The sequence below is a fragment of the Noviherbaspirillum massiliense JC206 genome, from assembly GCF_000312045.1.
Classification (GTDB): domain Bacteria; phylum Pseudomonadota; class Gammaproteobacteria; order Burkholderiales; family Burkholderiaceae_D; genus Noviherbaspirillum; species Noviherbaspirillum massiliense.
This window is the reverse complement of sequence record NZ_HE978634.1, coordinates 2,360,489-2,380,670: the sequence shown is the minus strand read 5'-3', so window position 1 is coordinate 2,380,670 and position 20,182 is coordinate 2,360,489. Positions and strand designations below refer to the sequence as shown.

The 20,182-nt window shown below is 58.5% G+C and carries 19 protein-coding genes and 1 tRNA gene; 5 read left to right on the top strand and 15 right to left on the bottom strand.

The annotated features are described in order from the left end of the window. Positions 1-22: 22 nt before the first annotated feature. From HGHM_RS11655 to HGHM_RS11645, 3 genes are read right to left on the bottom strand one after another with little or no spacing between them, the layout of a single operon-like run. Positions 23-523, bottom strand: a complete 501-nt coding sequence (locus HGHM_RS11655) for a TPM domain-containing protein (protein WP_019141707.1) — start codon at positions 521-523, stop codon at positions 23-25. Continuing rightward, entirely contained in the window at positions 523-1,338 is an 816-nt protein-coding gene (locus HGHM_RS11650; RefSeq protein ID WP_019141706.1) for a TPM domain-containing protein, read from the bottom strand. The genes HGHM_RS11655 and HGHM_RS11650 overlap by 1 nt, the downstream gene beginning before the upstream one ends. A 15-nt stretch (positions 1,339-1,353) precedes the next feature. After that, complete coding sequence (locus HGHM_RS11645) at positions 1,354-1,947, bottom strand: LemA family protein (RefSeq protein ID WP_019141705.1); 594 nt, start codon at positions 1,945-1,947, stop codon at positions 1,354-1,356. Between the two features lie 186 nt (positions 1,948-2,133). Here HGHM_RS11645 and pyrF point away from each other — a divergent pair, with 186 nt between their 5' ends. Next, complete coding sequence (gene pyrF, locus HGHM_RS11640; RefSeq protein WP_019141704.1) at positions 2,134-2,961, top strand: orotidine-5'-phosphate decarboxylase; 828 nt, start codon at positions 2,134-2,136, stop codon at positions 2,959-2,961. Positions 2,962-3,029: 68 nt separating this feature from the next. On the opposite strand, the gene HGHM_RS11635 is transcribed toward pyrF, so the two are convergent. From HGHM_RS11635 to HGHM_RS11610, 6 genes are all read right to left on the bottom strand, one after another. After that, the gene (locus tag HGHM_RS11635; protein ID WP_019141703.1) at positions 3,030-3,515 is read right to left on the bottom strand and encodes a CinA family protein; all 486 of its coding nucleotides are present in this window, start codon (positions 3,513-3,515) and stop codon (positions 3,030-3,032) included. Positions 3,516-3,626: 111 nt separating this feature from the next. Further along, entirely contained in the window at positions 3,627-4,151 is a 525-nt protein-coding gene (locus HGHM_RS11630) for a phosphatidylglycerophosphatase A family protein (RefSeq protein ID WP_019141702.1), read from the bottom strand. After that, positions 4,148-5,116: a thiamine-phosphate kinase gene (gene thiL, locus HGHM_RS11625; RefSeq protein ID WP_019141701.1), complete on the bottom strand. Its 969-nt coding sequence runs from the start codon at positions 5,114-5,116 to the stop codon at positions 4,148-4,150. Before thiL ends, HGHM_RS11630 begins: the two co-directional genes overlap by 4 nt. 49 nt (positions 5,117-5,165) lie before the next feature. Beyond that, a complete protein-coding gene (locus HGHM_RS21215; protein ID WP_019141700.1) occupies positions 5,166-6,362 on the bottom strand; it encodes an FAD-dependent oxidoreductase in 1,197 nt (398 codons plus the stop codon). A 76-nt stretch (positions 6,363-6,438) separates the two neighbouring features. Then, positions 6,439-6,603: a rubredoxin gene (locus HGHM_RS11615; RefSeq protein ID WP_019141699.1), complete on the bottom strand. Its 165-nt coding sequence runs from the start codon at positions 6,601-6,603 to the stop codon at positions 6,439-6,441. 51 nt (positions 6,604-6,654) lie between these two features. Beyond that, the gene (locus HGHM_RS11610) at positions 6,655-7,131 is read right to left on the bottom strand and encodes a rubrerythrin family protein (RefSeq protein WP_019141698.1); all 477 of its coding nucleotides are present in this window, start codon (positions 7,129-7,131) and stop codon (positions 6,655-6,657) included. Positions 7,132-7,404: 273 nt separating this feature from the next. Here HGHM_RS11610 and HGHM_RS11605 point away from each other — a divergent pair, with 273 nt between their 5' ends. Next, the gene (locus HGHM_RS11605; RefSeq protein WP_019141697.1) at positions 7,405-9,717 is read left to right on the top strand and encodes an NADP-dependent malic enzyme; all 2,313 of its coding nucleotides are present in this window, start codon (positions 7,405-7,407) and stop codon (positions 9,715-9,717) included. 100 nt (positions 9,718-9,817) lie between these two features. Here HGHM_RS11605 and HGHM_RS21210 read toward each other — a convergent pair whose 3' ends face one another. From HGHM_RS21210 to HGHM_RS11585, 4 genes are all read right to left on the bottom strand, one after another. Then, on the bottom strand, positions 9,818-10,588 hold the full coding sequence (locus HGHM_RS21210; RefSeq protein ID WP_019141696.1) for a TssQ family T6SS-associated lipoprotein: 771 nt from the start codon (positions 10,586-10,588) through the stop codon (positions 9,818-9,820). Positions 10,589-10,603: 15 nt separating this feature from the next. After that, a complete protein-coding gene (locus tag HGHM_RS22310; RefSeq protein WP_026075943.1) occupies positions 10,604-11,734 on the bottom strand; it encodes a PEGA domain-containing protein in 1,131 nt (376 codons plus the stop codon). 241 nt (positions 11,735-11,975) lie between these two features. Further along, entirely contained in the window at positions 11,976-12,890 is a 915-nt protein-coding gene (locus tag HGHM_RS11590) for a 5'-nucleotidase (RefSeq protein WP_019141695.1), read from the bottom strand. A 161-nt stretch (positions 12,891-13,051) separates the two neighbouring features. Beyond that, positions 13,052-13,138: transfer RNA gene (locus HGHM_RS11585), tRNA-Leu, on the bottom strand. Positions 13,139-13,268: 130 nt separating this feature from the next. Here HGHM_RS11585 and HGHM_RS11580 point away from each other — a divergent pair. The 3 genes from HGHM_RS11580 to HGHM_RS11570 all read left to right on the top strand — a co-directional run bounded on the left by HGHM_RS11580 (position 13,269) and on the right by HGHM_RS11570 (position 17,629). Then, positions 13,269-15,230 (top strand): APC family permease, encoded by a 1,962-nt coding sequence (locus HGHM_RS11580; protein ID WP_019141694.1) that lies wholly within the window; start codon positions 13,269-13,271, stop codon positions 15,228-15,230. Positions 15,231-15,416: 186 nt separating this feature from the next. After that, positions 15,417-17,315, top strand: a complete 1,899-nt coding sequence (locus tag HGHM_RS11575) for a hypothetical protein (protein WP_148415489.1) — start codon at positions 15,417-15,419, stop codon at positions 17,313-17,315. A 65-nt stretch (positions 17,316-17,380) separates the two neighbouring features. Further along, positions 17,381-17,629 carry a hypothetical protein gene (locus HGHM_RS11570; protein ID WP_019141692.1) on the top strand — a complete coding sequence of 83 codons (249 nt, stop codon included), beginning with the start codon at positions 17,381-17,383 and terminating at the stop codon, positions 17,627-17,629. 482 nt (positions 17,630-18,111) lie between these two features. Here the strand turns inward: HGHM_RS11570 and HGHM_RS11560 are convergent, their stop codons facing one another. Both HGHM_RS11560 and HGHM_RS11555 read right to left on the bottom strand, forming a co-directional pair. Then, positions 18,112-18,330: a hypothetical protein gene (locus HGHM_RS11560; RefSeq protein WP_019141690.1), complete on the bottom strand. Its 219-nt coding sequence runs from the start codon at positions 18,328-18,330 to the stop codon at positions 18,112-18,114. Positions 18,331-18,809: 479 nt separating this feature from the next. After that, positions 18,810-20,177 carry an MATE family efflux transporter gene (locus tag HGHM_RS11555; RefSeq protein WP_019141689.1) on the bottom strand — a complete coding sequence of 456 codons (1,368 nt, stop codon included), beginning with the start codon at positions 20,175-20,177 and terminating at the stop codon, positions 18,810-18,812. Positions 20,178-20,182: the final 5 nt, after the last annotated feature.

Genomic DNA, 20,182 nt, shown 5'->3' with positions numbered 1-20,182 from the left:
ACTGGTCCCGCACTGCGGGACGCTACAGGATCACAGGCCGATCAGGAAGCTGGTTGCGGCTTGATCCGTCATCCGGAAAATGAGCCGCCAGCAAATCGTGCAGATGGCCGAGCGCCGAAAGCACGCTGTGGTGAAAGTCGCCGCGGGCGAATCCGGCTGTCATCATTCGGCAGATCCCCTGCCAGTCGTTGGCCGCGATTGCCCGCCCGACTCCGCGGTCGGCCACAATTTCCACCTGATGGTCTGCAAGATTGATGTAGACGAGCACGCCGCAGTTTTCCTCGGTATCCCAGATCCGGTAATGTGCAAAGAGCTCGCGCGCGCGTTCGCGTGCTGTCATGCCGCCCAGTACGGCCTGGGCATTCAGCGCGGCTTCAATGATCAGACGAACTTCAGCGCGGTGTCGCGTTTCGCCTTCGGCGATAGCGGCTTCGATGGCCTTCAGCGTTGGTGCAGGAAAGGCCCGCTGTCCGGAGCGGGAGTTCGTGCAGAGATGCCTGAGCAGACGGGATATCGTTTTCATCACCAGTTCCCCGATGCGCCGCCGCCATCGAAACTGCCGCCACCGCCGGAGAATCCTCCGCCAAATCCCCCCCCGCGCGACCCACCGAATCCTCCGTATCCGCTCCCGAAGCCGCCACTGCCGAAACCACCGCCAAGGATGACGCCGGGGGCGGAACGGCCCCAGCCAGCATGGCCAAGCCGGTTGCGCGGCGAGCGGGCACGCGACGCGAGGATGAAGATGAAAATCAGGGCGAACACCAGGAAGGGAAAGAGCGAGGCGCCGGCCGTATCCGGCTCCTCCTGTGGCTCGGGCTTGCGCCCGGGTGCCGGGAACTGTTCCCTGTCGAGGAGGGTGGTAATGGCCGACACACCGGCGCTCAATCCGCCATAAAAATCATTCTGGCGGAAATGCGGGGCGATCACGTCCTGCAGGATGCGCTTGGACTGAGCATCGGTGAGCACGCCCTGCACGCCGCGTCCCGCTTCAATGCGCAGGCGGCGTAGCGCAGGAGGATTGTCCTTGGCCACCAGCAGCAGCACTCCGTCATCGATGCCCTGGCGGCCGAGCTTCCATTCATCGGTCACGCGGATGCTGTACTGCTCGATCGCTTCCGGCGCGGTGCTGTTGACGAGGAGGATGGCAATCTGGTTCCCGGTGCGCGCTTCGTAATCCTTTAGAACGTTTTCCAGCGTTGCGCGCTGGGCAGGGGCGAGCATGCCGGCGAGGTCGGTTACACGCGCGTTCAACTTCGGTACCGGAACGAAATCCTGTGCGCCGGCAGTTGCAAGCCACAGCGCCGCAAGCAGGGTGATCAGGCTGCGCACGATGTTCATCCCGCGGACGGCAGCTTACTTGCCGAAATTGACTGTGGGCGCGTTCGAAATCCCTCGCTCATTCTCCACCGTGAAGGAAGGTTTCACTTCATAATGAAACACCATGGCTGTCAGGTTGGTCGGAAAGCTGCGCGCGAGGACGTTGTACTCCTGGACCGCCTTGATATAGCGCTGGCGGGCAACGGTAATCCGGTTTTCCGTCCCTTCAAGTTGCGACTGGAGATCGCGGAAGCTGGTGTCGGCCTTCAGTTGCGGATAATTTTCCGATACCGCCATCAGGCGCGAGAGGGCGGAAGTCAACTCGCCCTGCACCTGCTGGAATTTCTGGAATGCTTCCGGATTGTTCAGCACTTCCGGCGTAATCTGGAAACTGGTCGCCGCAGCGCGGGCTCGGGTCACCGCTTCCAGGGTTTCTCTTTCGTGGGAGGCATAACCCTTTACGGTATTGACCAGGTTGGGAATCAGATCGGCGCGGCGCTGATACTGGTTGACGACTTCGCTCCAGGCGGCCTTGACCTGTTCATCCTTTGCCTGGAATTCGTTGTAGCCGCAGGCGCTCAGCATCGATACAAATGCGACGATTGAAAACCATTTCAGCCATGTTTTCATCAGAATTTCCTTTGATAAAGATGTTCCCGAAGACTAAGCACGAGGTGCAAATTATCTATGGACGCATATCACCGCTTTCAACTGTCGCTCTAACTCGAATCAGTATCCGAGGCTGCAGAAGCTCCGCCGGGACGATAGCATGGCAAGTTACAATGCGTCTTGTCTGACATCTAGAGGTTATTTTTCGTGACTTTCATCGACAAGCTGGCCGCCGCCTGGAAGGCAAGTAATTCGCTGCTGTGCGTGGGGCTGGATCCCGACATCGCAAGATTTCCTGCCCATCTGCAAGGCCAGCCGGACGCTATCTTCCGCTTTTGCAAGTCGATCATCGATGCGACTGCCGACATTGCCTGCGCTTTCAAGCCGCAGATCGCCTATTTTGCCGCGCTGCGCGCCGAAGACCAGCTCGAAGCCATTTGCCGCTATCTGCGCGAAACTTACCCGGCGCTCCCGGTCGTGCTCGACGCAAAGCGCGGTGACATTGGCGCCACCGCTGAGCAATATGCGCGCGAAGCCTTCGAGCGTTATGGCGCCGATGCGGTGACGGTCAATCCCTACATGGGTTTCGATTCGGTGGCGCCTTATCTGGAGTGGAAAGATCGCGGTGCAATCGTCTTGTGTCGCACTTCCAATCCTGGCGGGTCGGACCTGCAGTTCCTGAACGTCGAGGGCAAGCCGCTATACCAGCATGTGGCGCGGCTGGTTGCCGAAAAATGGAACACGAATGGCCAGTGCGGCCTGGTGGTCGGGGCGACTTTTCCTGCCGAGATCGCACAGGTGCGCGCCATCGTCGGCGACATGCCTCTGCTGATTCCGGGAATCGGCGCACAGGGAGGCGATGTGCAGGCAACCGTGGCCGCAGGCAGGACCGCCAATGGCAGCGGCATGATGATCAATTCATCGCGAGCCATCCTGTACGCGAAGACCGATGAGCAGAAAGGCGAGGATTTTGCTGCCGCAGCGCGGCGCGCGGCGATTGAAACGCGTGATGCGATCAATCGCTTCCGCGGATGAGGAATAGGGCGCTTATGCCCGGCCGCCCCGCATACTGAAGGACGAACGGTGCACGCGCGGGTGCGGTCTCAGGCGTGCTCCAGCAGGCGCAGCAAGCCTTGCAATGCATGAACCACGGTTTGCTCCCGCACTGCCTGGCGGTCGCCGGAAAATACGAGGCGTTCGGTATAGGTGCGCTCGTCGCGGGACCAGCCGAAGCACACGGTGCCCACCGGCTTTCCCGGGACAGCGCCACCGGGGCCGGCGATGCCGGTGGTCGACAGCGCGACATGCGCGTTGCTGTTGGCGAGCGCGCCTTCCGCCATCGCCCCAGCCACTTCTTCGCTGACGGCGCCGAACTGCGCGATCATCGCAGCCGGTACATCCAGCAGCTCGGTTTTCGATGCATTGGAATAAGTGACGAAACCGCAGTCGAACCATTCCGACGAGCCGGCGATTTCCGTGATGGCGTGGGCCACCCCGCCACCGGTACAGGATTCCGCGGTTGCCAGCAGCAAGCCTCTTTCCTGCAGTGCACGGCCTGCGCGCCTCGCCAGTTCAAGGATGTCTTCCATGTCTTTCCCCGATTATGGTTGCATGAAGCAACACTAAACCAATTCCAGTCCGGACGGGAGATGATTTTCCGCCTGGATTTGACGCCACTCAGGAGTCATGCCGGCCGGGCGTCAAATCGCGCGCCACAGTGCAAACAGCAGGAGCGTGAAAAACGCGGCAACGATGTCGTCAGCCATCACGCCGAATCCGCCCTTGAAGCGGCGGTCGACATGCCGGATGGGCGGCGGCTTCACCATATCGAAAAAGCGGAACCAAAAAAATGCCCAGAGCTGCGTGCTGAAGCTGGCAGGCATCAGAAACAGAAGGACCAGCCAGAACGCGACAATTTCATCCCAGACCATGCTGCCATGGTCCGGAACACCGAGATCGCGTCCGGTTTCGTGGCAAGCCCAGATGCCGATGGCAAAGCCTGCCGCAATGATGATTGCCCAGTTCAGTGAGGTAAATACGCTCGGCCAGCGCACTGACAGAGTGTTGAAGATCAGCCATGCGAGAAGCGTGCCGGCGGTGCCCGGCGCGATCGGCGACAGGCCGCTGCCGAATCCTTGCGCGATCAGATGCGCGGGCTGGGCCAGCATGAAACGTGCGCTCGGCCGGCCGATGCGGGCGGCTTGTCCGGGTTCGGGTGTGTTCATGAAGATTTGAAGTGGTCGAAGGAAGCAAGTTGCAAATCGATGGGCTTGCCGCTGGCATCCACGATGCGCAAGCCACTTCCCCGCTCGATGCGTCCGACACGGGTCACGGTCGTTGCGCATGATGCCGCGGCGGCGAGCACTTGGTCCCGCCGTGCAGGGGATGCAGTGAAGCACAATTCATAGTCGTCGCCACCGGCAAGCGTGAAGCGGCGCCGCAGGTCCTGTTCCTGCCGTGCCAGTATCGTGCCGGCGGGAAGCCGGTCTGCTTCGAGCCTTGCGCCGACGCGGGAGCGATCGAGGATATGTCCGAGGTCACCAACCAGGCCATCCGAGATATCGATTGCGCTATGGGCAATGCCGCGCAGCGCCAAGCCGAGTTCGACGCGCGGCGTCGGCGCATGCATGCGTTTGCTGGCGGCCTCCTGGCTGGCCTGGTCGAGCGCGGTTTCATGGCGGTAGCCGGCAAGCGCCAGCCGCGCGTCGCCCAAGGTTCCGGATACCCAGATATCGTCCCCGGCCTGCGCCCCATCGCGGCGCAAAGCCTGTCCGGCGGGGACTTCGCCGAATATGGTGATGCAGATGTTGAGCGGACCTTTGGTGGTGTCACCGCCTATCAGTTCGCACTGATGGGCATCGGCAAGGCGCAGCATGCCTTGCGAAAAAGCGGCCAGCCATTCGCGGTCGGCCGCCGGCAGCGAAAGGGCGAGCGTGAAAGCCAGCGGCTTCGCGCCCATTGCTGCCAGATCCGACAGGTTGACCGCCAGGCATTTGTGGCCCAGCTTGGCTGGATCGGCATTCGGAAAGAAGTGCCGGCCCTCGACCAGCATGTCAGTGGAAATCGCCAGCTGCATTCCGGCAGCCGGCATGAGCAGGGCGCAGTCGTCGCCCACCCCCAGTGCCACACGCTCGGTATTGCGCGCGGGGCGGGTAAAGTAACGTGCGATCAGGTCGAATTCGGACAGCATCCCGCGATTGTACCGAATGACAACAGCGCGTAGCGGGATGATGCATTACCTACGCTGCCAGGGTCTGCGGATTTTGCAAGTCGGAAATCCTTGGTTTTCCTAGGGCAGCAAGCAATTCCTGGCGCAGGGTGGCTTCCTGCGGCGCCAGCCCGAATCCGGTCATCACTTCCCGAGGGTCGTAGAAGCGGCAAATCATTCGCTCTTCTTCCAGGCTGGTCTCCCAGTATCCGGATGCCAGGGCATGTGGTGGGGGCGGCAGCAGTGCCAGCGGAAAGCTCGGTGTTTTCACAATGACGGGCGAAGGCTTCAGCTCGATCGCGGTATGTTCGCCCGCGAGGGCGCGGGCGATTGCACGTGCGGCGGCCATCAGGGGCGCAATGTATGGCATGGGGCGGGTTTCGCCGTGCAGCGTGTATTCCGCGCAGTCGCCCAATGCATACACGTTTGCTGCGCTTGTGCGGCCGAATGCATCAATGAGGATGCCGCGATTGGTCGAAAGCCCTGCCTGCTGTGCTACCCGCAGGTCCGGCCGCAGTCTCACGGCGGACAGCACGATGTCGGTTTCCAGTACCGAGCCGTCGGCCAGCGCTACCCTGATTCCGCCGGTATTGCGGTCGATGCGGGCTGCCGTGGTGCCGAGGTGCATTGCCACGCCCCTGTCTTCCAAAGCATGGCGCAATCCCTGCGCAAGTGCAGGAGCCGCTAGGGAAGAAAGCGGCAGCGGACCTGGGTCGACCAGCGTCACGGCGTGACCCGCGCCGGCAAGGTCATCCGCGAATTCGCAGCCGATCAGGCCTGCGCCGAGAATGGTTACGCGGGATTGCCCGGTAAGGCGGGAGCGGAAGTGCGCGTAGTCTGCAATGTGATTGATCGAAAGTACTTCGCTGGCGGCATCGCCGTCGATCGCGAGACGAATCGGCTGGGCGCCGACGGCGATGACCAGCTTGCCATATGCGAATGAACCGGCACTGGTCGCAACCAGCTGGTCTTTGGTATCGATGCCGGTGGCGCGCGTTCCCGTCATGATGTGTGCATCCAGCTGCACGGCTATCTGTAGGGCGGTCTGGTTGACGAGCTGATCAGGCTGCTTGTTTTGCGCGAACGCATTGGACAGCATCGGCTTCGCATAGAAGCCGCCGTCATCGGCCGTGATGATGAACATGGGCGTCGTCTTGTCGAGCTTGCGAAATTCGCGCGCAACGGTGTAGCCGGCCTGCCCGCTGCCGATGATGATGACGGGTTTCATGGTGCTCCCTTCATTGGGGTTGTATTGACGTATCGACGGCCGCGTTTCGAAGGAAGCAGCCGCCGGTCATGGTCAATCAGATTTCCACCATCTCGAAATCTGCCTTGGCGACACCGCAGTCAGGGCATGACCAGTCGTCGGGAATGTCTTCCCATTTCGTGGCGGCGACGATGCCTTCTTCCGGCATGCCTGCCGCCTCGTCATAGATGAAACCGCAAACGACGCATTGATAGGTCTTCATGGTGTTCCTTTTCCTTGTTGGTTGATTCTTGCCAAACGCGTGCGAATGCGATCACGCCTTCTGGGTTGCGGCTAGCACGGCGCGATACTGGTTGGCGTGACGCTCTTCCACCTTGGTGAGGGCGGCAAAGCGCTTGGCGGCCATTTCCAGAGTGCGCTTGAAGGCGGCGGCATGTTCTTTCGATTCGGCGATCTGTCCGTCGAACTCGGCAACTGCGGCCTGATTGCCTTCCTGAACCGCAAGGTGGCGGAACTTCGGATACATTTCCGTGTATTCGTAGGTCTCGCCTTCGATCGCGATCTCGAGTGCTTTGGCCGGGGTCATTTTCGCTTTCGGATACAGCAGGTCGAGATGGCCGAAGGCATGCATCACTTCCTGTTCCGCGGTTTCCTCGAAAATCTTCGCGACTTCTTCAGCGCCTGCTTCCCGCGCGATCTTCGCGAAATAACGGTATTTGATGTGGGCCATCGCCTCGCCGGCAAAAGCGGATTCAATGTTTTCGATGGTCACGGAATTCTTGTCTGCCATGTTTCGCTCCTGTTATTGAGAATGTCTATCTATTTAGTAAATCGATTTGGAAGAAATCATAGTCTTCATTCATAAATCGAATAAATTGATTGATTAAATGAAATCAATAGATTTCATGATGAATTTAATCTGAAAAAATATGAAATAGTTTATTTATTTCCAAGATTTAATATTTTTAGTCACCTGCACCTAGAACAAATACTTACGATTGCCACTTTTTCGCTCTGCTAGAATCCGAGGCTTTCCCGCAAGTGATTGAGGAGGGCCGCAGAAATGAAATCCCCTATCGACCGAAAAGAAGAAATTCGGCAGCAATTGCGCCAGGCGGCGCTTGAATACCACGAGTTTCCGACGCCGGGGAAAATCAGCGTCACTCCCACCAAGCAGCTTACCCACCAGCGCGACCTTGCCCTGGCCTATTCGCCGGGCGTAGCCGCTGCCTGTGAAGAAATCGTCACCGACCCCGCCAATGCCTTCCGCTACACCGCCCGAGGCAACCTGATCGGTGTCATTACCAACGGCACCGCTGTACTCGGCCTTGGCAATATCGGTTCGCTGGCATCCAAGCCGGTCATGGAAGGCAAGGGCGTCCTGTTCAAGAAATTCGCCGGCATCGACGTATTCGATATCGAGATCAACGAAAACGATCCGGACAAGCTGTGCGACATCATCGCTTCGCTGGAGCCGACCTTCGGCGGCATCAACCTGGAAGACATCAAGGCGCCGGAATGCTTCTACATCGAGCGCAAGCTGCGCGAGCGGATGAAAATCCCGGTCTTCCACGATGACCAGCATGGCACGGCGATCATCGTCGGCGCAGCCATCCTCAACGGCCTGAAGGTCGTCGGCAAGAACATCAAGGAATGCAAGCTGGTGGTATCCGGCGCGGGTGCAGCGGCACTCGCCTGCCTGGACCTGATCGTCGACCTTGGCTTCCCGATCGAGAACATTTTCGTCACCGACCTGGCTGGCGTCGTGTACAAGGGCCGCGCCGAACTGATGGATCCGGACAAGGAACGCTTTGCGCAGGACACCGCTGCCCGCACACTGGCTGAAGTGATTCCCAATGCCGATATTTTCCTTGGCTTGTCCGCCGGCGGCGTGCTGAAACCCGAAATGGTCAAGACCATGGCAGCCCGTCCACTGATTCTCGCGCTGGCAAACCCGACACCGGAAATCCTGCCGGAAGAGGTCAGGGCGGTGCGCGACGATGCCGTGATCGCGACCGGCCGCACCGACTATCCGAACCAGGTCAACAATGTCCTGTGCTTCCCCTACATTTTCCGCGGTGCGCTCGATTCCGGTGCTACCACCATCACGCGCCAGATGGAAATCGCCACCGTGCATGCGATTGCCGACCTGGCGCAGGCGGAGCAATCCGACATCGTCGCCACCGCATATGGCATCAGTAATCTGTCGTTCGGCCCTGAATACATCATTCCGAAGCCTTTCGATCCGCGCCTGATGAGCAAGATCGCACCTGCGGTCGCTAAAGCCGCACAGGAGTCCGGCGTCGCATTGCGTCCGATCCCGGACATGGAAGCCTATGTCGATCACCTGCAGCAATTCGTCTACCGCAGCGGCAGCTTCATGCGGCCGGTGTTCCAGATCGCCAAAAAGGCCGCGCCTGAACGGAAACGCATCGTCTTCGCCGAAGCGGAAGAAGAGCGCGTGCTGCGCGCAGTCCAGGTGGTGGTTGATGAACGGCTCGCCACACCCATCCTGGTCGGTCGGCCGGCAGTACTGGCCAAGCGCATCGAAAAATTCGGCTTGCGTCTGAAACCCGACGTTGACTTCACGGTTATCAATCCGGAATTCGATCCGCGCTATCGCGATTACTGGCAGACTTACGCGGCGATGACCCGGCGCAAGGGCATCAGCGAGCAGTATGCGAAGCTGGAAATGCGCCGCCGCCATACCCTGATCGGTGCGATGATGATTCAGAAGGGCGATGCCGACGGCATGATTTGCGGCACCTACGGCACGACCGAACTGCACCTGAAATACATCGACCAGGTGATCGGCAAGCGCGAAGGCGTGAACGTGTATGCCGCCATGAATGTGCTGATCCTGCCGGATCGCCAGATTGTGCTGGTTGATACGCACGTCAACGAGAATCCAACGGCCGAGCAACTGGCAGAGATCACGATCTTGGCAGCCGAAGAGATGCGTCGCTTTGGCGTGCCGCCCAGGATTGCACTGCTTTCACATTCGAATTTCGGCACGACCAATAATGAGTCGGCGAAAAAGATGCGCGCTGCGCTCGAGATCATCCGTGCACGGGCTCCCGAGCTGGAAATCGATGGCGAGATGCATGGCGACACCGCGCTCGACCCTGCGCTGCTGAAATCGCAGATGCCGGATTCACCGCTCAAGCGCGATGCCAACCTGCTGGTCCTGCCGAACATCGATGCCGCCAACATTTCCTACAACCTGTTGAAAACGGCAGCCGGCAACGGCATTGCAATCGGCCCCATCCTGCTGGGATGCGCAAAGCCGGTCCATGTGCTCACCCCTTCGGCCACCGTGCGCCGGATCGTGAACATGACCGCGCTGTGCGTGATGGATGCCGTCGCGGATCGCTAAAAGCGCAAGCGTTACTGAAAAAGCTGTTCGCCTTGAGGGGCGAACAGCTTTTTTTATTTGGGGAATGACAGTGGACTAGGACTGCTGCCGAGGTGGGGCGTCAGCCAGCCTTGCCGGCTTTTTTCGCAGCACGTTTTGCGGCAGCCGCTTTTTCTCTGCGATAAGCAGGAGTCCATGCGGGATGCCCAACCTCGGAAGGCAGCATTTCAAAGCTTGGGTCGAGGGTGAATATCTTGCGGAATTCGCCGCGGCACAGCCTGGTTTTTTGATCAAGACAGTAGATGAAGGCCGAATATTTGCGTGCGCGGATTTCGTCGGCTGGCGCCTTCAGGCCGAGCTTGAGCGCGGATTGCAGGGTATCGAGCGCTTCCTGGAAACGGCCGTCGTCGTATGCCTTGATGCCGTCGGCCAGCTTGTTCTGTGCCGAGCTGGCCAGGAAGCCGCTCGCTTGACTGACAGCGCGCCGCTCTTCCGCCGATCCTTTCACCGACCGCCAGACTGGCCCCCACATCGGATGCTCCGCTTCATTCGCGGCAAGGTCGAACTTCGGCTCGCTTTTCAGGATGGCCTGGAACTGTTCGCGGCACTGCAGCTCACGGTTACTGACGCAATGAATGAAAGCCATGTGCTTGCGCGCATTGATTTCCTCCGACGACTTCAGGCGGCCGCTCGCAACGGCTGCATTGAGGTCGGCGAGGGCGGCATCAAAGCGGCTTGCGCGATAGTTGGACAGGCCTTGCTGATAATGCGTCTGGACTTCGGTGGCGGATAGGGCGGGCTGGCCATTTCCCGGCTGGCTTGGAAGGAACGAACAGGCTGCCAGCGAGAATGCGGCCAGAATGATCAGGGAATTCTTGGTGCGATCTTGCATGGAGGATGCTCTGCGTCAGAATGCATATTTCACGGTCGCTTCGCCGCCGCTTTTCACTTCGATGGTCTGCCTGTAGGGGACGAATTGTCCATTGCGGACTTCAATCTTGTGCTCGCCCGGCGGAAGTGTCAGGGATTTCAAGGGCGGGCTGATGCCGCGCTTGCTGCCGTCGACATAAATCTCGCCCCAAGGCTGAATGGAAAGCTTCACCTTGCCCGGCTTGACTGCAGTGGCTTCGTCGCTGCCCGCCTTTTCCGCCGTCTCTGCCGGTTTCGTTGTAACGGCGGATGCACTGGCGGTGCTTGCCGTCTTGACGTCCGCGGCGGAGGCCGTGGGCTGGGAAACTGCCGGTGCAGCGATCTCTGGCGCTACGGCGGCAGCTTTCTTTTCCGGCTTGCTGGTCCATGACCAAACTGCGCCGACCATCGTGGCTGCGCCGACCAGCAGGCTGATCAATCCGATCCGAAAGCCCTTGTTCTTGCGTATTTCCGCAGCGGCGTTGGTCTGCGGAGAAATGAGACGCCGGGCTTTTGCGCGCAAAGGTTCGGCAGGTATATCGGTGTGGCGCGCGCGCGACCTGTCCCGCAATTTTTCCGCCAGGTCCTCTGTATCTTCCAGCGGGCCGAAACGATATACCTCGTGCTCGCGCACATGCTTGTCGTGGCGCGTGCCTTCATACACGAACAGCTTCGTGTAGTCGTGCGAAAAGCGCGAAATGATGTCGTAGTAGGAATGAGACACCATGACCTGGCCGGGCTCGGCAAAACTCATCACGCGCTGGGCGTCGTTGACGCCGTCGCCGATCATGTTGGTGTGCCCATTGATGTCGCGCACCGCTTTCAACGGGCCCAGGTTGATGCCCATGCGGACGAAACCCGGTTCGCCCAAGTGGCTTGCGCGGCCGCTAGCAATCGCATCTCTAAGGGACAGAGCGGCGAACAGGGCATCTTCCGGATCGCCGATGAAAGCGATCGCGGCGCCATCGCCGGTATCGACCATGATGCGGTCGCTGGGGGCGACATTCTGGATGGCCTCGCCGAGCAGTTCATTGAACAGCTCCTTCATTGCGAGCTGATCCGGCACCGTCCGAAGTGAATAGCCGACGATGTCGATGAACAGCACGCTACCTATGAAGGTGCGATTCATGGACTGCAAGGAGGACGCAACTTTCATATTCGGATTTTTCGAAAGAAAGTTTGGTTATTGAGAAGATGCAATTTTACCTTGTGGAAGCATTTTATTGATGTAAGGCCATACTTATACAGGCTAATTTTGATTTTCCACAAGAAATGTATAGGCGAATTCCAACAGCGGCTGACTTTTGCCGCTTTTTCGCCAAGTTGAGCGGAGGCGATAAAGGCTTCGCGAGCTCTGCCTTGCCGGATGATCAGGCTTCAGGCCTGTGAATCAGCGGCACACGCCCGGTTTGCACCAGCGGTGCCGCCCGGTCGCAGTGCCCCGGATGGTCGTCGAAGAAAATGTGGGGCTTGAAGGCGGCAAGCACGTCCGATTTCGCCAGGCCGCCCATGAAGAAGGTTTCGTCGATCGCGACATCCCAGGCGCGCAGGGTCCGGATGACCCGCTCGTGTGCCGGGGAGGAACGTGCAGTCACCAGGGCGGTACGGATAGGGGCGGCGCGGCCATCCGTATTCCTGAAATTCTTCTGGATAAAGGACAAAGCCTTGAGCAACCGCGCAAACGGGCCTTCCGGCAGCGGCTTGAGCGCATTCTCGCGTTCGTGGTTTTCGAAGGCTTCGATGCCCTGCGTCTGGAAAATCCGCTCCGACTCATCGGAAAAGATTACTGCGTCTCCATCGAAGGCGATCCTGATCTGTTCGAGCTCTTCGAATGCATTTCCCGGCTTCTGATAGAGCAGAGCGGAGGCCACGCCGGAATTGATTGCCGCCTGCACGTCGTCTTCATGGAGCGACAGGAACAGGCTGACATTAAATGCCTGCAGGTATGGAGCAAGCGGGGCACCACCCGACAGGACGGCGCGGGTGATATCGAGGCCGTAATGTTGAATGGAATTAAATATGCGCATCGATGTCTCAGACGAATTGCGAGACATGATGACGACTTCGACGAAGCGCTGATTGGGCGTCAGGGCATTCAGCTTGAGCAGGGCGCGCACCAAGGCAAACCCGGCACCCAGCTTCAGGATCTCGTTTTCATTGTCGAGCTGGTGCTGGCGGTAGGCTTCCAGGCCCTGTGTCCGGAATATCTGTTCTTCCGCCTCGAGGTCGAACAGGGCGCGGGATGAAATGCCAACGACGAGGAGATTATCAAGTGAAGCGGGCATGGCTCGGACTATTTCTGAGGAACCGAACATCCGCTCTGATTGCACTCAAACACGCTCTATCGCACGGATGGCACGGGCGCTTGCATTATAAGCAATCGGACATGCGGGAGAAAAATGCGCCGCAAATGAAAAACGCACCTTGCAGGGTGCGTGTTCAAGATTGGTGCCGAGAGCCGGAATCGAACCGGCACGGTGTCACCACCGCGGGATTTTGAGTCCCGTGCGTCTACCTATTCCGCCATCTCGGCGACACAGCCGCTATTATGGCCGATTTGCGCCATCCAGGCAACAAAGGCGGACCGGTTCGCATTGGCTTTCAATTAAGGGGAAGCGTATCATCGCTAACTTCGCAAAAACGAGCCGCATAAAAACGCAACAATGAAATCCGGAAAAATTCGCGAAATCGTCCTAGGGAAAGCGCTGGATCCGATGAAGTCCGAGACGCGCCATTCCCTGGCGCTGGTCGCGTTCCTGGCGTGGGTGGGATTGGGCGCGGACGGCTTGTCATCATCCGCTTATGGTCCGGAAGAAACCTTTCGCGCGCTCGGGGAGCATACCCACCTCGGCCTGTACATGGCGATCGCCACGGCCGTCACCGTCTTCATCATTGCGCTCGCATATAACCAGGTCATCGAACTGTTCCCGACGGGCGGAGGCGGATACCGCGTGGCGAGCAAGCTGGTCGGACCTTATCTCGGTCTGGTAGCGGGCTGCGCGCTGATCCTGGATTATGTCCTCACGATTGCGATTTCAATTGCGGCCGGCGTCGAAGCCCTGGCTTCGCTGCTGCCGCTCGGATTTCATCACTACAAGTTGTGGGCCGAAGCCTTCTTCATCGGTGTGCTGATCATCCTCAACTTGCGTGGCCTGAAGGAAGCGATACAGGTGCTTTTGCCGATTTTCCTCGGCTTCGTCGCCACCCATTTTGTGCTGATCGTGTATGGAATCTTTGCGCATGCCGCTTACCTGCCGCAACTGATCCCGAATACCCTGGATGAAACCGGTCAGCTGGCGAGCAACATCGGCTGGATTGGGGTCTCCGGCATGCTGTTGCTGGCGTATTCGCAAGGTGGCGGTACCTATACCGGCCTGGAGGCGGTGTCGAACAACGTCAATATTCTGAAGGAACCGCGGGTCCATACCGGGAAAATGACCATGCTGTACATGGCCCTGTCCCTCGCGTTCACCGCCAGTGGCATCATCCTGCTGTACCTGCTGTGGGAGGCGAAGCCGGTGGAAGGGCAGACTCTTAACGCATCCACATTCGGAGCAATCATCGAAAGCATGGGGCTCGGCAGCCCATGGCTGAACAAAGCGATGTTGACGGTGGTGCTGGTTTTCGAGGCAGGGCTGTTGTTCGTGGCGGCCAATACCGGCTTCCTTGGCGGACCTGCAGTGTTGTCGAACATGGCGGCCGATTCTTGGGTGCCGCATAAATTCCGCTACCTGTCGACTCGCCTGGTTACGCAGAACGGCATCCTGGTCCTGGGCGTGGCAGCGCTGGCCATCCTGTTCTGGACCGGCGGCAGCGTCACCCTGCTGGTTGTCTTTTATTCGATCTCCGTCTTCCTCACCTTCGCCATCTCCCTGTTCGGCCTGTGTCTTTACTGGTGGCAGCACCGCAACGGGCAAAACTACTGGCTGCGGCGCTTCTTGTTGTCGCTGCTGGGTTTCGTGATTTGTGCCGGCATCCTGGCCATCCTCCTGGTGGAAAAATTTGCCGACGGCGGCTGGGCGGCAGTGCTGATCATTGGTGTCATTGCCGGCCTGTGCATCTACATCCGCAACCATTATCGTGAAACGAAGAATGCGATCCACCTGGTCGACCAGGTTTTCGCCAACCAGCCTTTCGGCCCGCACGTCGGCCCCGTCCTGCCCAATCCGCAGGACCAGACTGCCGTATTCATCGTCGGCAGTTCGCGCGGCGGCGGTCTCCATGCCTTGCTATGGGTGCAGCGCATGTTCCCGGGACATTTCAAGAACTTCATCTTCGTCAATGCCCGCACGGTCGACGCCCATGCCTATGGCGGCGAAGGCGCAGTCGAGCAGATGCGCGCGGAAGCCAACGCAACCCTGAAATTCTTTGTCGACTTCTGCCACAGCCACGGCATGGCGTCATCGGCCTATCTCGGTTTCGGCACCGACGTGGTGGATGAGGTCACCCGCCTTTGCGAGGAAATCAGCAAGGAATATCCGAATTCGATTTTCTTCACCAGCAAGCTGATTTTCGAGCAGGACAACTGGTTCATCCGCCTGCTGCACAACCAGGCGGCGCTGGCCATTCAGCGGCGCCTGCATTTCGAAAGCCTTCAGATGGTGATTCTGCCGATGAAGGTCTGAAGCCCCCACCTATCTGTCTGTTCGCTTATTTGTCCTCAGGCTGCTTGCCTGCAGAAAGTTGAAGAACTGTCAACGTGATATATTGCCTGCTGTAGGCTTAGTCCGCTAACCATTCTTGGAAACCGCACTGCTGAATAGAGCTTCATGCAGAAGCCCGTGCGGGGTCACAAACAGGGAGACACGTTGATGAGTTCAGCGCAGATTCTGTTCAGCCGCGTATCGAAGTACCTTGGTCCGGTCATCCTTGCAGGATTGCTTGCAGCATGCGGAGGAGGCGGAGGTGGTGGCGGTGGGTCGGCAGGCGGCGGAGGATCAGGAGATGTGCAGACCGCAATAGTCTTTGGCACCGCGGCGACTGGAGCGCCAATCGTCAATGCCGTTGTCACGGTCATCGATGCGAATGCCACAACTAAGGCGACGACAACCGACGTTTACGGCAACTATGTGTTGAACGTGTCCGGCCTTCGCGCGCCACTGGTTTTCAAGGTTGATGGCAATGTCGGCGCAAGCGTCGCAAGCTTCATCAGTGTTCATCCCAGAGTGGAGACCACGACGGTCAACATTACCCCCCTGACTCATGCCATCGCCGCCATGCTTGCAAGCAGCGGCAGGCCTATTGATTTGTTTGCCAATGTCGCCGTTGAAAGGGCGAACCTGACGCCAGAAGCGATCAATGCCAGCGAAAGTGCCATCCGTTCTACGCTGGCCGGGATAATGACCGATCTCGATGTACCCGTCACATCAAATCTGATCAATACCGCGTTTGCTGCCAATGGAAAGGGGATGGACAGGCTGCTCGACAACATATCAGTGGACGTGCAGCCCGGCGGGAAGGTAATTTTGGCAAGTGTGGCGCAGGTTGCGGGAGACGATACGGGGACAGGTATTGATGAGCCTTCGCAGCCTTCGGCTCCTGTCGTATTCTGGAAGGGCAATCTGGTGTCGTCCGAAAAAACGCTGCCGCGTTCAACGGCATATATTGACCGGACAGTGCTGACTGAGTTGCAGGAAGATCTGAATGCGTGTTTTGCACAAGCTTCAGCTCCACGAACTAGTTTCCCTGCATGCGGCAGCTTCATATCAGGCACCTACCTCAATGATGGTAAGAAAGCTGCGGACGAGTTCGACGGAATGCTGGGAGATGCAAACATGGACGGGGCAGCGTTCATGCTTCCCACCGTGCAGCGGATGTACACGAAGGACAAGCTGCTGGTGCAGTTGGTCGCGCGCCAGACCAACGGCCAGATCCGGGGGCTGATCACCGTTGCGGAAAGAACGGCAGGCGACGAATGGATTTTGACCGGCAACCAGCGCCCGCTGAAGATTTTCGTGAGTGCAGATGCGCGCAGCCGGAAGGCGCTCAATCAATCAGTTGCAGGGGAAAAAGGCTACAGTAGTCTTGCGACTGGACTGACGGTGCATGTCGATACCAAATTTAATGAGAATGTCGAGATCCTATTCGCGAAAGTCACTGGCCCGGGCTTGCCGGATGGAGGAGTCGATCTTTTCAATACATCCGACTGCGCCTTTCTGTCCACTGTATCCGGCGCTTGCACGTCCGGCTTCATTCTGAGCGGGAAATACCTCAATTCGGAAAACTATCCGGTGTCACCGACTGACGATATTGGTGAGCCGCTGCTGTCGGATAGCGGCATAGAGAGCATTTCCCCGTTTGCTGTCTATAAAATCGAACTTACTAAAGCCGATGGTTCGCCCTCTGTCACCTACTACGAACGCCTGAGAAGTCGCCCGCCCACAGTTGCGGAATTAGACCAGGTGCCGTTTCCGGTAATCTCCTCAGCGACGGAGAATCTTCTGAAAGGTCCATCGCCGTTTGCGGGCGGCCCAAGCTTTCCGATTGACTGGTCCTATCCGCTGGATGCGTCGCCGGTTTATGAGGCGTCTCTTTCATTAAGCGACGGTACAACGTCATCCAGCAAAAATTCAAGCGTCGTTCCGTCGACGCATCACGATCTCATCGGCCCTTTCCTCGGCTTTGCCGGTTACACGACCCGCAGCCTGCAGCTCACCAGCATCAACCAGTTCGGAACCCGCATACGATCAGAGGTTTTCTGGGAAGATTGATCTCGACGCCATGTAGAATGCCGGGTCACTATCGAGACACGCCTGCATGGCGCAAGGGAGAAAAAATGAAATTGATAGGCACGATCATACTGGCGCTCGGACTCGGGCTGGGCATATACGCCTTCACCATGAAAACCGGCCTGGAACTGCCCAGCAAGAACCTTGGTTTCGGCATCAGCACGCCTGCAGTATCCATCGCGGATCCCGACCTGCTGGCGAAGCGGCAAAATTATTTGATTTATGCGGGCTTGTTATCCGTTGCTGGAGCCGTTCTTCTAGGCTTCGGGGCGACGGGAAAGAGGCGCAGGAAATGACCGTCTCATGCCTGAGTCACTGCGGTCTTGAGGAATACTGAAGGGGGAGGGATTTGATGAAGTGGTCAAAAGGCTTCACGATCGTAACCGTCATGGTGTTCTTGCTAATCCTCGGCATTGTGCTTTCCCTTGTCGTTAAGGCGGTAATTGACCAGCGCTGCGAGGACGATCCGGGGGCGAAGATTTGCGCGAGCAGGACCGCAAGCTGACCTGACCGAAGAGTCGCGCACGGCTATAAGGCGCGCGTCCGCTGGCTCGTAAGGTATTGAAATTTGCTGAGAATCAAGCTCTGTGCAGTATCCCATGAATATGGCATCCCAAATTCATGGCAGATATGTAACTATGAGCACTCATGACGCATCCAAGGGGATGAATTTAGCCCGCTGCCGAAAGGCACGCGGGCTTTTTATTTGGTCTGGAACGGCAGACGCGCAATCGGGCGTGAGAGAGCAATGCTCATGCTTGGAAGGATGGCGCAAGTCTCAGATCGCTGTCGCCAACACGTCTTCTACGGCTATTTCACCGTTGAGCCGCTCAAACCGGACAGTGTAGAAATTGTCTGATGCCGCCGTATGCGTGACATCGAGGATGCGCAGGACATCGCTGGCAATCGCTAACGGTTGGTCGCCGTGCAGCGCTTGCGCGATCAGTTGACCGTCCTCGATAAAGAAGCGCATTCCGTCTTTCTTGACGTCTTCCATTACGTCTCCTTCGCGCTTTCAGTCCTGTTCATGCAGTACGATCGACGCCCAAAAACAACAAGCCCGCATGCTTTGCAGCTGCGGGCTTGCTCCCCGGAAGGGGGCGGGGAGGAGATGACTGACGTTCACCTCGAAAAACATTATGGCCAAAGAAACTTAAGCCAGACTTAAACCCGCATAGGCCACAAGGTCTGGGCCTGTCAGTTTTTGTAGGACTGAAATATACGGTCCTGCTGAGCAGCGGAATCGCTCTGGCTATGTCCCGAGCTGTTGCTCATGCCGGCACAGCCGGCGAGGAGTGCAAACATGGTTGCAGCAATAACAATTTTCATCGATCGATCCCACAAAAATATAGTGTGTCAATCAATATAGGCATGCTGCCGGGCCGGTACAAATAGGCTTTCGGTATTTGCTGGCTACCCTGATTGATCCAGCCTAAGCAGGGAAACCTTGCTGGATACGCGAGTGGTGTGGCGGAATCAGTTCTGACGGCTTGTGCGCTGCTGTACCCGGCGCAAGTACCAAAGCAGCCCGGCAGCGACGATGCCGAGGCTTGCGCTGTTGCCGAACCAGAAGCCGGCGGCACCGCGCAATGCGGCAGGCGCCACGCCGAAGGGATCGAGGCCGAGGACATAGCCGCCGCCCAAGCCGATGCCCCACAAGGCGAATGCATAGATCAGCGTGGGGACGACGGCGATTTTGTAAGCGCGCAATATGAATGCGGCGGTGACCTGGACAGAATCGAACAGCTGGTAGAAAGCAATGAATACGAAAAGCGGCAGCGCTGCCCCGATGATGCTTTCATCTGGCGTATAGGCGCGTACGATCAGTCCGCGCGTCAGCCACACAATACAGCCGATGGTAACCGACGATATCGCGGCCAGGAGGATGCCGGCGCGTCCGATGCGGCGCGCATTCTCCATCTGCCGGGCACCAATTGCCTGCGCGACCAGGGTGCCGGTTGCACTGGCAATCGACAGCGGCAGCATGTAAAGCACAGTGCCGAAATTCGCCGTGATCTGGTGCCCCGCCACCACGGTGTCGCCCAGTCTTGCGATAAACAGCGCCATAAAAGTGAATGCAGTGACCTCGATCAGATAGCTCAAACCCATCGGGATGCCGAGCTTGAGCAGTTCACGTTGCGCCTTCCATGCCGGGGCAACAAAGCCGGTACCGAACAACTGGAATGGCCGGTAGGAAGGGCCGTAGCGCAGGATGAGCAAGCCGATCAGAAGGTCGAGCCATGCAATGATGGCGGTTGCCATCGCACATCCGGGACCACCGAATGCCGGAATGCCAAGGCCTCCGAAGATGAACAGGGCATTGAGCGGCAACTTCAGCACGAGGGAAACGATCTGGATCGCCATCACCATCTTTGGCCGTGCAATTGCCGTATTGAGCGACGCATAGACCCGGAAGCCGAGAGTGGCAGGCAGGGCCAGGGCGAGAATGCGCAGGTACAGGGTGGCCTTTTCGGTGAGTTCCGGTGATGCCTGCGCGAGGGACAGGAGCGGCTGGGGAAACAGGAGGAACACACAGCCCGCGACCGACAGGAACAGGGCAAGCCAGGTGCCCTGCTTTACCTCCATGGCAATGTCTGTGTAGCGCCGCGCTCCGAACAATTGCCCGATGACGGGCGACAGTGCCTGCAACACGCCGTTCAGGCCGACGAAGACGCTGACATAGATGGAAGCGCCCACCGCCAGTGCAGCCAGGTCCGTGGCCGAGAAGCGCGAAGTCATCGCCGTGTCGATCACGCCATTCGCGATCACTGCCAGCTGACCGACAAGAATGGGCCAGGCCAGAGCTGCGATACGAAAGGCGTGACGCGTGGATTGCTGTTGCACTCTTG

What these genes read in the sequence shown, in the direction of transcription:
- HGHM_RS11645 (WP_019141705.1), bottom strand. Translation starts at nt 1,947, where the DNA reads ATGAAAACATGGCTGAAATGGTTTTCAATCGTCGCATTTGTATCGATG.
- HGHM_RS11650 (WP_019141706.1), bottom strand. Translation starts at nt 1,338, where the DNA reads ATGAACATCGTGCGCAGCCTGATCACCCTGCTTGCGGCGCTGTGGCTT.
- HGHM_RS11575 (WP_148415489.1), top strand. Translation starts at nt 15,417, where the DNA reads ATGAGTTCAGCGCAGATTCTGTTCAGCCGCGTATCGAAGTACCTTGGT.
- HGHM_RS11570 (WP_019141692.1), top strand. Translation starts at nt 17,381, where the DNA reads ATGAAATTGATAGGCACGATCATACTGGCGCTCGGACTCGGGCTGGGC.
- HGHM_RS11590 (WP_019141695.1), bottom strand. Translation starts at nt 12,890, where the DNA reads ATGCCCGCTTCACTTGATAATCTCCTCGTCGTTGGCATTTCATCCCGC.
- HGHM_RS22310 (WP_026075943.1), bottom strand. Translation starts at nt 11,734, where the DNA reads ATGAATCGCACCTTCATAGGTAGCGTGCTGTTCATCGACATCGTCGGC.
- HGHM_RS11560 (WP_019141690.1), bottom strand. Translation starts at nt 18,330, where the DNA reads ATGGAAGACGTCAAGAAAGACGGAATGCGCTTCTTTATCGAGGACGGT.
- HGHM_RS11605 (WP_019141697.1), top strand. Translation starts at nt 7,405, where the DNA reads ATGAAATCCCCTATCGACCGAAAAGAAGAAATTCGGCAGCAATTGCGC.
- HGHM_RS11615 (WP_019141699.1), bottom strand. Translation starts at nt 6,603, where the DNA reads ATGAAGACCTATCAATGCGTCGTTTGCGGTTTCATCTATGACGAGGCG.
- HGHM_RS11610 (WP_019141698.1), bottom strand. Translation starts at nt 7,131, where the DNA reads ATGGCAGACAAGAATTCCGTGACCATCGAAAACATTGAATCCGCTTTT.
- HGHM_RS21210 (WP_019141696.1), bottom strand. Translation starts at nt 10,588, where the DNA reads ATGCAAGATCGCACCAAGAATTCCCTGATCATTCTGGCCGCATTCTCG.
- HGHM_RS21215 (WP_019141700.1), bottom strand. Translation starts at nt 6,362, where the DNA reads ATGAAACCCGTCATCATCATCGGCAGCGGGCAGGCCGGCTACACCGTT.
- HGHM_RS11630 (WP_019141702.1), bottom strand. Translation starts at nt 4,151, where the DNA reads ATGAACACACCCGAACCCGGACAAGCCGCCCGCATCGGCCGGCCGAGC.
- HGHM_RS11635 (WP_019141703.1), bottom strand. Translation starts at nt 3,515, where the DNA reads ATGGAAGACATCCTTGAACTGGCGAGGCGCGCAGGCCGTGCACTGCAG.
- thiL (WP_019141701.1), bottom strand. Translation starts at nt 5,116, where the DNA reads ATGCTGTCCGAATTCGACCTGATCGCACGTTACTTTACCCGCCCCGCG.
- HGHM_RS11580 (WP_019141694.1), top strand. Translation starts at nt 13,269, where the DNA reads ATGAAATCCGGAAAAATTCGCGAAATCGTCCTAGGGAAAGCGCTGGAT.
- HGHM_RS11655 (WP_019141707.1), bottom strand. Translation starts at nt 523, where the DNA reads ATGAAAACGATATCCCGTCTGCTCAGGCATCTCTGCACGAACTCCCGC.